Source organism: Streptosporangium sp. NPDC050855, assembly GCF_044456585.1.
GTDB classification, from domain to species: Bacteria; Actinomycetota; Actinomycetes; order Streptosporangiales; family Streptosporangiaceae; genus Streptosporangium; species Streptosporangium longisporum.
The window spans coordinates 932765-946903 of the sequence record NZ_JBITFY010000001.1; the positions used below are offsets into that span (position 1 = coordinate 932765).

At 72.9% G+C, this 14139-nt stretch carries 13 protein-coding genes; 9 read left to right on the forward strand and 4 right to left on the reverse strand.

The window, feature by feature from the left end; translation table 11 throughout:
- Positions 1–52 precede the first annotated feature (52 nt).
- The gene (locus ACIBCT_RS04295) at positions 53–1552 is read right to left on the reverse strand and encodes an LCP family protein (RefSeq protein ID WP_399185940.1); all 1500 of its coding nucleotides are present in this window, start codon (positions 1550–1552) and stop codon (positions 53–55) included.
- Positions 1553–1618: 66 nt separating this feature from the next.
- On the opposite strand from ACIBCT_RS04295, the gene ACIBCT_RS04300 reads away from it, so the two are divergent.
- The gene (locus tag ACIBCT_RS04300) at positions 1619–2650 is read left to right on the forward strand and encodes a glycosyltransferase family 2 protein (RefSeq protein ID WP_399186095.1); all 1032 of its coding nucleotides are present in this window, start codon (positions 1619–1621) and stop codon (positions 2648–2650) included.
- Positions 2651–2742: 92 nt separating this feature from the next.
- Here ACIBCT_RS04300 and ACIBCT_RS04305 read toward each other — a convergent pair whose 3' ends face one another.
- Positions 2743–3501, reverse strand: a complete 759-nt coding sequence (locus ACIBCT_RS04305; protein WP_399185941.1) for a 2-C-methyl-D-erythritol 4-phosphate cytidylyltransferase — start codon at positions 3499–3501, stop codon at positions 2743–2745.
- Positions 3502–3655: 154 nt separating this feature from the next.
- Between ACIBCT_RS04305 and ACIBCT_RS04310 the strand changes: the two genes are divergently transcribed.
- From ACIBCT_RS04310 to ACIBCT_RS04345, 8 genes are all read left to right on the forward strand, one after another.
- Complete coding sequence (locus ACIBCT_RS04310; protein WP_399185942.1) at positions 3656–5641, forward strand: CDP-alcohol phosphatidyltransferase family protein; 1986 nt, start codon at positions 3656–3658, stop codon at positions 5639–5641.
- Positions 5642–5861: 220 nt separating this feature from the next.
- Complete coding sequence (locus tag ACIBCT_RS04315) at positions 5862–6482, forward strand: DUF5941 domain-containing protein (RefSeq protein WP_399186096.1); 621 nt, start codon at positions 5862–5864, stop codon at positions 6480–6482.
- 129 nt (positions 6483–6611) lie between these two features.
- Positions 6612–7346 carry a sugar phosphate nucleotidyltransferase gene (locus ACIBCT_RS04320; RefSeq protein ID WP_399185943.1) on the forward strand — a complete coding sequence of 245 codons (735 nt, stop codon included), beginning with the start codon at positions 6612–6614 and terminating at the stop codon, positions 7344–7346.
- A gap of 5 nt (positions 7347–7351) precedes the next feature.
- The gene (locus tag ACIBCT_RS04325; RefSeq protein ID WP_399185944.1) at positions 7352–8392 is read left to right on the forward strand and encodes an iron-containing alcohol dehydrogenase family protein; all 1041 of its coding nucleotides are present in this window, start codon (positions 7352–7354) and stop codon (positions 8390–8392) included.
- On the forward strand, positions 8370–9137 hold the full coding sequence (locus ACIBCT_RS04330; RefSeq protein WP_399185945.1) for a CDP-alcohol phosphatidyltransferase family protein: 768 nt from the start codon (positions 8370–8372) through the stop codon (positions 9135–9137). The genes ACIBCT_RS04325 and ACIBCT_RS04330 overlap by 23 nt, the downstream gene beginning before the upstream one ends.
- Positions 9138–9333: 196 nt before the next feature.
- Positions 9334–10215 (forward strand): glycosyltransferase family 2 protein, encoded by an 882-nt coding sequence (locus tag ACIBCT_RS04335; protein ID WP_399186097.1) that lies wholly within the window; start codon positions 9334–9336, stop codon positions 10213–10215.
- A gap of 11 nt (positions 10216–10226) precedes the next feature.
- A complete protein-coding gene (locus ACIBCT_RS04340; protein ID WP_399185946.1) occupies positions 10227–11102 on the forward strand; it encodes a sugar kinase in 876 nt (291 codons plus the stop codon).
- 54 nt (positions 11103–11156) lie between these two features.
- Positions 11157–12098 (forward strand): ribonuclease Z, encoded by a 942-nt coding sequence (locus tag ACIBCT_RS04345; RefSeq protein ID WP_399185947.1) that lies wholly within the window; start codon positions 11157–11159, stop codon positions 12096–12098.
- Between the two features lie 162 nt (positions 12099–12260).
- Here ACIBCT_RS04345 and ACIBCT_RS04350 read toward each other — a convergent pair whose 3' ends face one another.
- On the reverse strand, positions 12261–12998 hold the full coding sequence (locus ACIBCT_RS04350) for an acetoacetate decarboxylase family protein (protein ID WP_399185948.1): 738 nt from the start codon (positions 12996–12998) through the stop codon (positions 12261–12263).
- Positions 12983–14104 (reverse strand): glycosyltransferase, encoded by a 1122-nt coding sequence (locus ACIBCT_RS04355; RefSeq protein WP_399185949.1) that lies wholly within the window; start codon positions 14102–14104, stop codon positions 12983–12985. The genes ACIBCT_RS04350 and ACIBCT_RS04355 overlap by 16 nt, the downstream gene beginning before the upstream one ends.
- Positions 14105–14139 lie beyond the last annotated feature (35 nt).

A 14139-nucleotide genomic window follows, 5' to 3' on the forward strand; every position in this document is an offset into this window, starting at 1 on the left:
TCACCTCCGTGCCTTTTTTCCTGCCCGGATGAAAGCTTGTTAAGCGCTTCACTCACTTTTTGCAGATATTGTCCGTTGCTGTTCTGGCGGACGGTGTCGCCGAGGGGGAGGGCGTCGCGGTCGCGGTCGCGACCGGCTCCTTGACCGTGATCTTCTTCGCGACCGGGTGCCTGCGACCGGCCACCACCTCGATGGCGTCGCCGAGGCTCGCCAGCGGCCGCAGCTCCGCTCCGGACAGCGCCGCGGCGACGGTACGGGCCGAGTCCTCGCGGCCGGGGCCGTACCGCACGACGGTCCTGTCGAAGTCCTTCTGCGGGGTGTTGCCCGCGATCTCGGGGACCAGGAACCCGGCCTTCTGCAGCTCGGCCCTGGTCCGGGCGCCCAGGCCGGTGATCGTGGTGCCGTTGAGCACCCTGAGGGTGATCCGCGACGGCGGCACGGTGAGCGCGGGCGCGGAGGGGGAGGCCGAGGGGGTGGGCTTCGGGGTCTTGACCCGCGGGGTGGGCGCGACGAGCGTCTCGTCGGCGTTGATCCGGCGGAACAGCTCCCTGGCGCCCGCCTGGTCCCAGAGCACGGCCGACTCGCCGGTCGGCGTCTTGTAGTCGACGTCGGCGAGCGGGACCGTGGCGAAGGCCACGTCGTCGGTGGAGACGTTCTTGAGCTGGTCGGCCAGGCCGAGCAGGTCCTTGCGGAGCGCGTCGTCCACCCGGATCGTCTTCAGCGAGGTGTCGACGAAGTCGGCCAGCCTGAGCGGGTTGGTGAGCGTGTCACCGCTGAGGGCCTGGTTCAGCAGGGCGGACATCACCTGCTGCTGGCGGTCGATGCGGTCCAGGTCGGAGCGGGCGGTGGCCCTGGTCCGGGCGTAGGCGAGGGCCTCGACGCCACCGAGGGGGTAGGTCCCCGGCTTGAGGTAGAGCGCGGTCTTCGGGTCGTTGATCGGGACCGGGGTGCACACCGAGATGCCGCCGAGCGCGTCGACCACGTCGATGAAGCCGAGCACGTTGACCTCGATGTAGTGGTGCAGGGTCAGGCCCGTGGCGGCCTGCACCGCGCGCGTCGCGAGCCTGGGGCCGCCGAGCTGGTAGGCGGCGTTGATCTTGTGCTGGCCCTTGCCGGGGATCGTCGTCCAGGTGTCGCGCGGGAGGCTGACCACGGTGACCTTGCGGTGGTCCTCGGACAGGTGGACGACCATCATGGTGTCGGTCCGCTCACCGCTCTCGCGGCCCAGCTTGAGCCGGTTCTGCTGTTTGCGGGTGAGGTCGTCGCGCCTGTCGACGCCGACCACCAGTATGTTCATCGCGCCGGTGCTCGCGTGCGTCCCCGACACCCCCGCGTCGACCGGCCTGATCTTCGCCGTCGCGTAGTTCGTCAGCCCCCAGGTCACCCCGGAGCTGCCCAGCACCAGGCAGGAGAGCGCGCCGGCGATCACCAAGCCGCGGCTGCGGGCGCGTGCCCCCCTCGCCGACCTGCGGTCACGCCGTGGACTCACCCTGACGCTGCCGTAGGCGTCGCCGCCCACGTGCACACCCGAATCCTCCTCCGGGTCGCGCATGCATGGCCCCCTAGCCTCCAGCCGGGTCGATCAGGTACCCGTTCGTACAGTAGCGTGAGCGACGCCATGAAGCAGTTCCCCGACTCGCCCGCGCCGGCGTCGTCTTCCGAGACACGCGTCTGGCCCCCGATCTCCATCGTCATCCCGGTGCTGAACGAGGAGCGCCATCTGCGGGAGGCGGTGCGCCAGGTCCTGTCGCAGCGGTACGCCGGGCCGATCGAGGTGGTCCTCGCCATCGGCCCCTCGCGCGACCGCACCCAGGAGGTGGCCGACGAGATCGCCGCCGACGACCCCCGTGTGGTGGTGGTACCCAATCCGACCGGGCGCACCCCCAACGCGCTCAACGCCGCCATCGCCGCCTCCAGCAACGAGATCGTCGCCAGGGTCGACGGCCACGCGATGCTGCCCGACGACTACCTCCAGATCGCCGTGGAGACGCTCGAGGAGACCGGCGCCGACAACGTGGGCGGCGTCATGGCGGCCGAGGGCGTCACGCCGTTCGAGCAGGCCGTGGCCCGTGCGATGACCTCCAAGATCGGCGTCGGCGGTGCCCGCTTCCACACCGGGGGCACGGCCGGCCCGGCCGACACGGTCTACCTCGGGGTGTTCCGCCGCTCCGCGCTGGAGCGGGTCGGCGGCTACGACGAGCACTTCCAGCGGGCCCAGGACTGGGAGATGAACCACCGCATCCGCGAGTCGGGCGGCCTGGTCTGGTTCCAGCCGCGGATGCGCGTCTCCTACCGGCCCAGGCCCGACCTGGGCGCCCTGGCCAGGCAGTACTTCCACTACGGGCGCTGGCGCCGGGTGGTCGCCCGCACCCACGAGGGCACGATCAACCTGCGCTACCTGGCGCCGCCGCTGGCCGTGCTGGCCATCCTGGCGGGGCTGCTGGTCTCGCCGTTCTTCTGGCCCGGCCTGCTGATCCCCGGCGGGTACGTCGCGGCGATCCTGGCGGGGTCGGCGGTGACCGGCAGCGGCCTGCCCGCTCCCGCGCTCGCCCGGCTGCCGCTGGTCTACATGACCATGCACATGTCGTGGGGCTGGGGCTTCCTGACGAGCCCGCGAAGGCTCGGCAAGCCGGAGCGCGCGGGCGGCTGACCCCCTGCCCGGAAGGCCCCTGCCCGGAAGGCCCCTGTCCGGAAGGTCCTGTCCGGAAGGCCCCGATCCGCGCGTCCCCTGTCCGGACGGCCTCAGTCCGGACGGCCTCGGTCACCGGCCGCCGCGGCCCGCAGCAGGGTCTCGGCGATCAGCAGGTCGACCGGGTGGGTCACCTTCATGTTCCGCTCGCTGCCCGGCACGACGTGGATCGGCACCTCGGGCAGGTAGCGCAGCAGCACGCCGCAGTCGTCGGTGGGCGGCCGGTCCCCGAACCCGGGGTCGGCGAACGCGCGCTCGTACGCCTCGCGGATCACCGACAGGCGGAAGCACTGCGGGGTCTGCACGCGGCGCAGGGTGGAGCGGTCGGGGACGTCGAGGACGAACTCCCCGTCCGGCCCGGAGGAGGTCACCACGATCGTGTCGGAGCTGGGGATCGCGACCTCGACGGCCCGGTGGGTCCGCAGCGCCTCGACGCAGTCGGCGATGATCCGGGGCTCGGCCAGCGGGCGTACGGCGTCGTGCAGCAGGACGTCGCACTCGCGCGCCCCCAGGGCCCGCAGCGCCCGCCAGGTGGTCTCCGGACGGGTCTCGCCGCCCTCCAGCACCGCGGTGACCTTGGTGAGGCCGCCGCGCTCCACGATCCGCTCCACCTCGGCGGTGAAGCCGGGCGCCATCAGCACCATGATCTCGTCGATCTCCGGCACCCCCTGGAACAGGGCGATCGTGTGCTCCAGGATCGTCCTGCCGGCTATCTCCAGCAGCTGCTTGGGGGTGCCGCGGCCGACGCGCCGGCCGACACCCCCCGCCAGGACCACCGCGACGGTTCGGGGACGGGGTGCGCGTTCGGCCACGTTCGCCTTCCTTCGACAGTTCGGATATGGCGAGCGTAACGGGTGCGTACCCGATCGTCCGGCGCGCTCCCGTGCTATCCCGTCAAGATCTAGCTACGCTGAGTGCGCACTCCCCGATTCGTACGGTGACCCCGTCGGATACGAAGGAGCCCGTATGCCCGACCCTCGCGCCACCGCCTCGCCCGGCACGCCCCGGACGGTCGCGGTCGTGCTCGCCACCACCGAGGCGTCCCACCTGCGCTGCCCGGACGGGACGCTGCTCGAACGGCTGACCGCGCAGCTGTCGACCCTGCCGGTGCGGGACGTGCACGTGGTGGCCCGCTCCAGCGACATCATCCACGCGCCCGGCGGCACCTACATGATCGGGACCGAGGGCTCCCGGGGGCTCGCCGACGACCTGCGCAGGGTCGCCAAGGCGGCCGGCTCGTCCCCCGGCCCGGTGCTGGTGGTCGCCGGTGACCTCCTCGCGCACACCGAGGCGCTGGCCCTGCTGGCCAGGCACCCCTCGCAGGGCACCGCGGCGCTGGTGGGCGACGAGGGGGACGGGCCGGGCCCGTCGCGCCCGCCGGTCAGGACCGAGGGCGGGGCGGTGACCGCCGCCGGCACCTCCTTCCACCGGGTCGGCGCGGCCAACGGCACCTTCCGCGGGGCGCTGCAGATCGGCGTCGCCGACCTGACGCTCCTCGCCGAGGTCGCCGAGGCGCTCGCCGAGCTGGCCGAGACCGGCCGCCTCGGCCCGATGGACGGCGCCGAGGCGCCGGGCCTGCTCCTGACCGGCCTGGTCCGCTCGGGCGTCCGGGTGCGCGTGGCCAGGCTCGGCCGCCTGCACGGCGACCGGATGGACGGGCAGGCGGACACCGACGCGGCCGTACGGCGGCTGGAGAAGGTCGACGAGGCCGAGGCCCGGCTGGACGACGCGGTCAAGGGCAACGACGGCTTCTTCGCCACCTACGCGGTGAGCTCCTGGTCGCGGCATCTGGTGAGGCTCGCGGACGAGCTCCGGCTGACGCCCAACGCCGTCACCGGCATGTCCGTCGGCCTCGCCGCGCTCGCCGCGGTCTGGTTCTCCACCGGCACCCGGCCGGGCATGATCGCCGGAGGGGTGCTGCTCTACCTGTCGTTCGTGCTCGACTGCGTGGACGGCCAGCTGGCCCGCTACACCCGCGCCTTCTCGCCGCTCGGGGCGTGGCTGGACGCCACCTTCGACCGCGTCAAGGAGTACGTCGTCTACGTGGGCCTCGCCTTCGGGTACGCGGCCGGGCTGGAGAGCACCGGAGGCGGCCCGGACGGCATCTGGGCGCTGGCGGTGGCCGCGCTGATCCTGCAGATGCTCCGCCACATGATCGATTTCTCGTACGGCGGGGCGCGTGCCGACGCCGCCCGGGCGAGGGCGGCCCGATCCGCGCCGGAGGGCTCCGGAGTCCCGCGTTCCCGCAGGAGGGACCCGGGCACCGGCCTGGAGGACGCGCTGTGGGACACCTCGGAGCCCGGGACGACGGTCTCGCGGGCCGCCCTGGCCGACCCGGCCGATCCCGCCGACCCCGCCCGCCCGGAGGGCCTGTCCGGGTGGCCGGTGCCGGTGCCGCTGCTGGAGCCGAAGTGGCGGGCCGCGTTCGCCTCGCCCGAGGCGGAGCAGGTACCGGCGACGGCCGAGCACGGGGACGGCCCGGCACCCGTCCTGGACGACCGGGCGGGCACCGGGAGCCTCCTGGACGAGTGGACGGGCACCGGAGGATCCGCCGGCGGGCGGGCGGGCGTCATGGACGCCGGTGTGGACGCCGCCGGGGCGGTGCCCGGGAGCACCGCAGGCTTCACCGGGAACGACGCGGGGGACCGGCGCGGGACCACGGGGACCGCCGGGACCGCCGGGACCGCCGGCGGCTCCGGGATCCCCACGCGCGCGATCGAGCCGGACAGGGACAACGCGGTCGTGCGGCTCTCCGAGACCATGGAGAAGGTCTCCCTCGCCCGCTGGCTCAAGAAGATCGTCGTCCTGCCCATCGGGGAACGGATGGCGCTGATCGCGCTGACCGCGGCGTTCTTCAACGCCCGGGTGACCTTCCTCGCCCTGCTGGCCTGGGGCGGGGTCGCGATGGTCTACATCCTCGCGGGCCGGATCGGCAGGTCGCTGAACCGATGACCGGTATCGGACACGACGCCGGGCGCCGTGAGCTCCGCGGGCGCCGCGAGCACGGTGGGCGCGGTGGGCGCGGCGGGCGCCCCGGCCGGCGGCCCGCGCTTCCGTCCGGATCCCTCCCGGGGGGAACGCCCCGGCGGACACCGCGGGGGACACCACGGGGGACACCGCGGGGGACACCACGGGGGACACCGACACGAACGGGGGAACGGGTGTGATCGCGATGTCCGTGCACATGACGCCGGTGCCGCGCAGCGCAGTGGTCGCGTACCGGGACGACGGGGTGCTGTCGCGGGGCATGGGCGCGCTGGTGGCGGGGCAGCTCCCGCCGCTGCCGCCGGCGATCGTCGGGATGTTCGTGACCGGGGTGCTGCTGCTGGTCGGCGTGGCCGGTACCGACGGCCCGGCGGTGTTCGCCCCGGCGGTGGTGCTGCTGCTGACCGGTCCGGGCAGCTCCCACCCGCACGACGGCAGGCTCGACTGGCTGGTGCCGCCGATCCTGCGCCTCACCGAGTACGGCTTCGTGGCCTCGGTGGGCTTCGCGCACGACGTGCCGCCGGTGCTGATCTTCATGCTGCTCGGCGCTATGGCGTTCCATCACTACGATCTGGTCTACCGGTTGCGGCAGCGGGTCTACCCGCCGTCCTGGCTGGCCTCGGCCGGTCTCGGCTGGGACGGCCGGATGCTGCTGGTCGCGCTGGGCGGCCTCGCCGGGCAGGTCACCGCCGTCTTCGCGCTGCTCGCGCTGTACCTGTGGTGCCTGTTCTCCTGGGAGAGCGTCACCTGCTGGCTGGCCGCCCCCCGGGTCGGGGTGGACGCGGCCGACCTCGGCGCGCACGACTGAGGACCCCCGTGACGCACGATCGGGAACATCCGGCAAACTCCGGATTACACGATCAGGCCCCGAAGGCAACTAACCTTTGGGGCCTAGGAGTGCCCGCCGGGAGGCTCTCACCCGAATGAGGAGTGCACGTTGCTGGGAATGGTGCTGGCCGCCGGGGCCGGACGACGCCTGCGGCCGTACACGGACACGCTGCCCAAGGCTCTCGTGCCGGTCGACGGCGACACCACGATCATGGACATCTCGCTGCGGAACCTCGCGGCCGCCGATCTCCGTGACGTCGTGGTCATCGTCGGCTACCAGGCGCAGGCCGTACACGAGCGCAAGGCCGAGCTGGAACGGCGGCACGGCGTGAAGCTCACCCTCGTGCACAACGACAAGGCCGAGGAGTGGAACAACGCCTACTCGCTCTGGTGCGCGCGCGAGTACTTCGACCAGGGAGTGCTCCTGGTCAACGGCGACACGGTGCACCCGGTCTCGGTGGAGGAGACGCTGCTGTCGGCGCCGGCGACCAGCGACATCCTGCTCGCGGTGGACGACGTCAAGAAGCTCGCCGACGAGGAGATGAAGGTGACCCTCGACGAGGACCGTCACCTGCGGCGCATCACCAAGCTGATGGACCCGTCCGAGGCCGCCGGTGAGTACATCGGCGCCACGCTGATCCGTTCCGGCATCGGCGAGCGCCTCGCCGACGCGCTGAAGGCGACCTTCGAGCGCGACCCGCAGCTGTACTACGAGGACGGCTACCAGGAGCTCGTCGCCCGCGGCGAGAAGATCGCGATCGCCCCCATCGGGGACGTCCCCTGGGTCGAGGTCGACAACCACGACGACCTCGCCAAGGCGCGGGAGATCGCGTGCCGATACTAGCCAGGATGCTGCCGGCCCCCCTGTCGATGGAGGTCCGGCGCGGTGCGGTCGCCCAGCTCGGCTCGCTGCTGGCCGACAGCAGGGTGGCGACCTCCGGCCGGGTGGCGGTGGCGGTGGGCGCGGGCCAGGGGGACCGGATCGCCTCGGTGATCGCCCCCTCGCTCGGCGAGGCCCGGGTCTTCCGGGTCCCGGACGGTTCGGTGGACGCGGCCGTCTCGCTCGGCGCGGACCTGCGCAAGGGCGCCTACGAGGCGGTCGTGGGCATCGGCGGCGGCAAGACCATCGACGTGACCAAGTACGCCGCGTCGCTGGCCGGGATCCCGATGGTCGCGGTGGCCACCAACCTGTCGCACGACGGGATCTGCTCGCCGGTGGCCTCGCTCACGCACGACGGAGGCAAGGGCTCGTTCGGCGTGCCCATGCCGCTGGCCATCATGGTCGATCTCGACTTCGTGCACGACGCGCCCGCCTCGCTGGTCCGCTCCGGTGTCGGCGACGTGGTCAGCAACCTGTCGGCGATCGAGGACTGGCAGCTCGGCGCGGGCGAGCGCGGCGAGCCGATCGACGGCCTGGCCTGCGCGATGGCCCGTACCGCGGCGGAGGCGGTGATCGGCCGGGGCGACTCGATCGAGTCCGACGCGTTCCTGACCGTGCTGGCCGAGGCGCTCATCCTGTCGGGCATGTCGATGGTGGTCGCCGGGTCCTCCCGTCCCTCCAGTGGCGGAGATCATGAGATCCTGCATGCCGTGGATCAGCTCTTTCCCGGTACCTCCAATCACGGCGAGCTCGCCGGGATAGGTGCCGCGTTCTGTTTCTTCCTCCGCGAGGACTCGCGCAGGCTCACCCAGGTCGTCGACTGCCTGCGCGGGCACGAGCTGCCGGTCACCCCCGCCGACGTGGGGTTGTCCGCCGGGCAGTTCACCGAGGCGGTCGCGCTGGCGCCGTCCACCCGCCCCGGCCGTTACACGATCCTTGAGCACCTGCGCCTGTCGGAACCGGAGATTCGCGAGCGGGTGGAGGATTATGTCCGGGCCGTCGGTCGCTGAGCTCCGTGCGGTGGCCCAGCCGCAGTCGACCATGGGCCGCAACAGCGGCGAGCACTGGGCCGGCTCGCTGTACATGCGCAAGCTGTCGATCTACGTCACCTGGGTGCTGGCCAAGACGCCGATCACGCCCAACCAGACCACCTGGCTGATGATCCTCACCGGGGTGCTGGCCGGGGTGGTGCTCGCGCTGCCCGGCCTGTGGACGGCCGTGCTGGCGGCCCTGCTGGTCCAGCTCTACCTGCTGCTCGACTGCTCCGACGGGGAGCTGGCCCGCTGGACCCGGCGCACCTCGATCACCGGGGTCTACCTCGACCGGGTCGGCCACTACTTCGCCGAGGCCGCCCTGCTGATCGGGCTGGGGTTCCGGGCCTCGCAGGTGCTGCCCGACTGGTACACGGTCGCGGGCTTCGCCGCCGCGCTCGGCGCCATCCTGATCAAGGCGGAGACCGACCTGGTGGACGTGGCCCGTGCCCGGTCGGGCCTGGTCGCGGCCACCGAGTCCTCGGCCGAGCAGTTCGGCTCGCGCGGGCTGGGCATGGCGCGCAGGGCCGCCGCGGCGCTGCGCTTCCACCGGATCGTGCAGGCGGTCGAGCTCTCGCTGCTCGTGGTGGTCGCCGCGATCTGGGACGCGATCAACGGGGGCCTGGCCGCGACGAGGGTGCTGGTGGTGGCCTGCGTGGTGGTGGCGGTGCTGCAGATGGTCCTGCACCTGATCAGCATTCTCGCCTCCAGGCGGCTTTCGTGAGGAACCGGATGGCGGCCGGGCGCGTCGTAGGAGCGGGCACCCCTTTGTTTGGTGGGTGTTCGTCGGCGGTTCCGATACGCTTGTTCCCCGGTAAACGCAGAACCCCAGGCCCGGCCAGATGTGCCCGATCCAGCAGACTCGGTGATCATGAAAGTATGCTCCGCACGTGCTCTCGACGCGTCAAGGCGATGACCCGTTGAAGATCTCGTGCGTCATCCTCACCATGGGCAACCGGGTCCCCGAGCTGGACCGGGCGGTGGAGTCCGCGCTGAACCAGGTCGACGGCGACGTCGAGGTGGTGATCGTCGGTAACGGCGCCGACGTCCCCGAGCTGTCGGTCTCGGTGCCCGCCGGTTCCTCGGCCTCGATCAGGAGCGTGCGGCTGAGCCACAACGCGGGCATCCCCGCGGGCCGCAACCGGGGCGTCGAGGAGTGCTCGGGCGACGTCGTCCTCTTCCTCGACGACGACGGCTGGTACGCCGACACCGGCCTGGTGGCCCACCTGCGGGAGCGCTTCTCCACCGAGCACGACCTCGCGGTCGTCTCCTTCCGGGTGAAGGACCCCGACGGGGGCGTCGGGCAGCGCCGGCACGTCCCCCGGCTGCGCGCGGGCGACCCCGAGCGCTCCTCCCCGGTGACCACCTTCCTGGGCGGCGCGTGCGCGATCCGCCGTTCGGCGTTCCTCCAGGTCGGCGGGCTTCCCGAGCGGTTCTTCTACGCGCACGAGGAGACCGACCTGGCCTGGCGGCTCCTCGGCGAGGGCTACCGCATCGAGTACGACGCCAAGACCGTCATGTACCACCCGCAGGTCCCCCCCACCCGGCACGCCGACTTCTACCGGCTCAACGCCCGCAACCGGGTCTGGCTGGCCCGCCGCAACCTCCCCTGGGTCCTGGCGGTGCTGTACCTGCTCAACTGGATCGTCCTGACGCTGGTCCGCGAGCGCTCCCGCTCCGCCCTGCGCGCCTGGTTCACCGGCTTCGTCGAGGGGCTGCGCGAGCCCGCCGGAGAGCGCCGCCCGATGGGCTGGAACACCGCCTGGCGGATGCTCCGCCTCGGCCGTCCCCCGATCGTCTGACCCCCTCCACCGTGGACGTGTACACCCTGGGCGAGGCGTTCGGCGTCGTCACCAGCGGCCGGATCCGCCACGAGCACGAGGCCAGGCTGGACGTCACCGGCGCGGAGTTCACCGTCGCGGTCGGGCTGGCCCGGCTCGGGCACGGGGTCGGCTGGCTGGGCAAGGTCGGCGACGACGAGCTGGGCGCGCGGATCCTCACGGCGCTGCGCGGCGAGGGCGTGGACGTCTCCGACGTCAGGGTGGACGAGGCGGCGCCGACCGGTCTGCTCCTGCGGGAGTCCAGGCTCGGCCAGCCCCCCTGGGTCACCTACTACCGCACCGGGGTCAGGCTAGCCCAGGGCAACGTCCCGATCGACCGGATCGCGGCCTCCCGCCTGCTGCACGTCAGCGGGATCACGGCCGCGCTGAGCGCGCGCGACGCCATGAACGCCGCGATACGGGCGGCGCGGACCGCCGGGGTCGCGGTCTCGGTCGCGATCGACTACAACGACCGGCTCTGGCCGGACCTGCGCGAGGCCGAGGAGATCCTCAGCGTGCTGGCGTGCTCGGCCGACGTGCTCTTCGTCCGGCAGAGCGAGCTCGACCTGGTCAAACCCGCGCTCACCGGGGACCGCGAGGTCATCGTGATCCGCGGCACCCGGGGGGCGAGCGTCCGGGTGGACGGCGTCCGTCACGACGCGCCCGGCCTGTCCACGCCCGTGGTGGACCGCAACGGGTCGGGGGACGCCTTCGTGGCGGGTTACCTCAGCGCGCTGCTGGAAGGGCTGCACCCCGCGGACCGGCTGCGCCGCGGCTTCCTGCTCGGGGCCTTCGCCTCGTCGGGCCCCAGCGACTGGCAGGGCCTGCCGACCAGGACCGAGCTGCCGCTGCTGGACCTCGACGCCTGACCCCCGCCCGCCCCCGCGGGTGTGCCCGGCCCGTGAGCGCCTACCATCGCCTTCGTGTCGAACCGAGAACTCGTCGTCCTGGGCACCTCCAGCGCGGTCCCCACCCGCCGCCGCAACCACAACGGCCATCTGCTGCGCTGGGACGGGTACGGCCTGCTGTTCGACCCCGGCGAGGGCACGCAGCGGCAGATGATCCACGCGGGCGTGGGCGTGCACGACGTCGACTGGATCTGCCTGACGCATTTCCACGGCGACCACTGCCTGGGGGTGCCGGGGATCGTCCAGCGGATGTCGCGGGACGGGGTGACCGAGGCGGACGCGGCCTTCCCGGCGAGCGGCGAACGGTACTGGGAGCGGCTGCGGCACGCGACGGTCTTCCACGACGTCGTACGGATCCGCGAGCACCCGCTCTCGGGGCCGGTGGCTGAGCTCGACACCGGCGGCGCGCCCTTCACGCTGACGGCCCGCAGGCTCGACCATCCGGTGGAGGCGTACGGTTACCGGCTGACCGAGCCCGACGGCGTCACCATGCTCCCGGACGAGCTCGCCGCCCGCGGCGTGCGCGGCCCCGACATCGGGCGGCTCCAGCGGGACGGCCGGGTCACCGCTCCGGACGGCCGGACGGTGACGCTGGCCGAGTGCGGGGTGCGCCGTCCCGGCCAGAAGATGGCCTTCGTCATGGACACCCGGCTCTGCGACCCGGTTTTCGAGCTGGCCGACGGCACGGACCTGCTGGTCATCGAGTCGACCTACCTGGACGAGGACGCCGCCCTGGCCCGGGACCACGGGCATCTCACGGCGGGGCAGGCGGGCCGGGTCGCCTCCGAGGGCGGGGTCGCGCGGCTGGTCCTGACCCACTTCTCCGAGCAGTACCGCGCCGAGGACGAGGAACGCTTCGCCGCCCAGGCGGCCGCGGTGTTCGGTGGGGACGTGGTCGTCGCCCGCGACCTCGGCCGCGTCCCGGTCCCGCCGCGCAGGGCCCTTCCCGCTCGCTGACCGGTGTGGACGGGCCGGGGGCGGCGTTCGGCCGGAGGAACCCCTTCGCGCAGGCCCTTCCCGCTCGTTGATCGGTGTGGACGGGCCGGGGGCGGCGTTCGGCCGGAGGCGCCCCTTCGCGCAGGCCCTTCCCGCTCGCCGACCGGCCGGTCCCGTGGCCGGTCAGGGCTCCTTGGCCTCGCCGAAGGACATGGCCATGTGGGAGACCGTGGTCGTCATCAGGGCGCGCCTGGGCAGGCCGAGCTCGCTCAGCTCCTTGGCGATCGAGTGGTTGCCCAGCCGGATCAGCGCGCCTCCGGGACGTGCCCGGACGCCCCGGGGTGTCATCGACCACGGGATGCGCCGGGTGACGCCCTCCAGGTGGCTGTAGGCGTCCATGGCGGTCATCATCCCGGTGCCCGGCACCGGGACGCCGGGTTTGATCAGCAGGTCCAGCACCATGCGGCCGTCCTTGCGCAGGATGCACCGCTTGTAGGGGGTGGACAGGCGCAGGTCGATGTCGGCGAGCTCCTTGGGAAAGCCCCAGATCGAGCGGCCGGCCTCCAGGGTGAAGCCCTGGTCGACGGGGAGCCAGTGGACGAACGCCCCCGCGCCCGCCGTGCGCAGCTCGGCCAGGTTCGCGCGCAGCCCGCCGCCCGGGGCGTGGCCGGACCCGGGAGGCCGGACCAGGAAGGCGATGCCGAACTCGTGGTACGGGTCCAGGTCGCCGTCGACGTAGTCGGCGAACATCAGCGTGCACAGCGCCTTACGGGGCAGCACCTCGGCGACGTCCAGGTTCGAGTAGGCGATCACGGCTCGCGCGGCGTCCGCCCGGACCAGGTAGGAGGCGGCGCAGACCGCGACGTCGCGGATGCGCACCGGCATGGCGACCTCGCGTCCCTGGATCAGATGACGTGCCATGCCTCCAGTACACCAATCTCCAGCCGTGACGTCACTGTTTTACCTGCCCATTCCTCAAGCATTCCTATGAATTCACCGGCTTTGTCCGGCCAGTTGTGATGGGCCAGTGCCTCGGCGTGACCGCGCGCCCCCATCTCCGCGGCCCCCGCCGGGTCGTCCCGAAGGGCCAGCACCGCGCGTACGGCCGCGTCCGCGTCCCCGTAGGGGACGACGGTCCCGCACCCGGTCCGCTCGACCAGCGCGGTCACGGCGGGCAGCGGCGTGCTGACCACCGGGATCCCGCGCGACATGTAGTCGATGACCTTGGCCGGCAGCGGGGGCCGGCCCGGCGCCCGGCGGGGGAGCGACAGGCCGGCGATCGCGCCCTCGGCCATCCGCAGCGCGTGCCGGTTGGGCACGTGGCCGTACCAGTCGAGCAGGCCCTGCCGCTGCGCGTCCCGCAGCATCGGCCTGACCCGGGCGTCGGCCGAGCCGATGAGGTCGAGCCTGATCCCGTACGGGAGCAGCGCGCGGGCCATGCCGATCAGCTCGTCCACGCCACCGGCCTCGGACAGGTGGCCGATGTGGACCACCCGGTTGCGACCGGGCGGCGCGGGCGGGAGGGCCGGCACGTAGGCGGCGTCGGGCACCACCGGGTGGGGCCGGTCGAACCGGTCGCGCAGGGACTCCTCGGACAGGATGAGGCGCAGGTCGCGTTCGGCGCGGGCCTCGACGCGGCGTACCAGCGCGGACAGGGCCCGGCGCGGGTGCCAGGCGGGGCCGGAGCCCGCGTCCTGCACGGCGGCGGCGCGTACGTCCCAGACCGTGACGGGGCGGCGTCCGGGCAGCCGGAACAGCAGCTCCAGGTCGTGCACGATCAGCAGGTCGGCGCCCTCCACCCCGCGGGCGAGAGCCCTGCGGGCGGCCTTGATCGAGCGCCCGCGGCGGTTGCCGATCGCCCGCGGCACGTCGATCGCGCGGATCGGCGGATCCGGGGTGACGTTGCAGTCGGTGAAGGGGGCGACGTAGGTGATCTCGTGGCCGGCGTCCAGAAGCGCCCGGATCTGCCGGTGCATGATCCGGGCGTCTTCCGGGTGATGAACGATCGTGGCGACACATACCCGCATACGCCGATGGTGGGCGTTTGTTCCGTCCTCCCCGG

Bases quoted from the DNA above. Each gene is read 5' to 3' on its own strand.
- ACIBCT_RS04295 (WP_399185940.1), bottom strand. From the start codon at position 1,552: ATGCGCGACCCGGAGGAGGATTCGGGTGTGCACGTGGGCGGCGACGCC.
- ACIBCT_RS04300 (WP_399186095.1), top strand. From the start codon at position 1,619: ATGAAGCAGTTCCCCGACTCGCCCGCGCCGGCGTCGTCTTCCGAGACA.
- ACIBCT_RS04310 (WP_399185942.1), top strand. From the start codon at position 3,656: ATGCCCGACCCTCGCGCCACCGCCTCGCCCGGCACGCCCCGGACGGTC.
- ACIBCT_RS04315 (WP_399186096.1), top strand. From the start codon at position 5,862: ATGTCCGTGCACATGACGCCGGTGCCGCGCAGCGCAGTGGTCGCGTAC.
- ACIBCT_RS04325 (WP_399185944.1), top strand. From the start codon at position 7,352: ATGCTGCCGGCCCCCCTGTCGATGGAGGTCCGGCGCGGTGCGGTCGCC.
- ACIBCT_RS04330 (WP_399185945.1), top strand. From the start codon at position 8,370: ATGTCCGGGCCGTCGGTCGCTGAGCTCCGTGCGGTGGCCCAGCCGCAG.
- ACIBCT_RS04350 (WP_399185948.1), bottom strand. From the start codon at position 12,998: ATGGCACGTCATCTGATCCAGGGACGCGAGGTCGCCATGCCGGTGCGC.
- ACIBCT_RS04355 (WP_399185949.1), bottom strand. From the start codon at position 14,104: ATGCGGGTATGTGTCGCCACGATCGTTCATCACCCGGAAGACGCCCGG.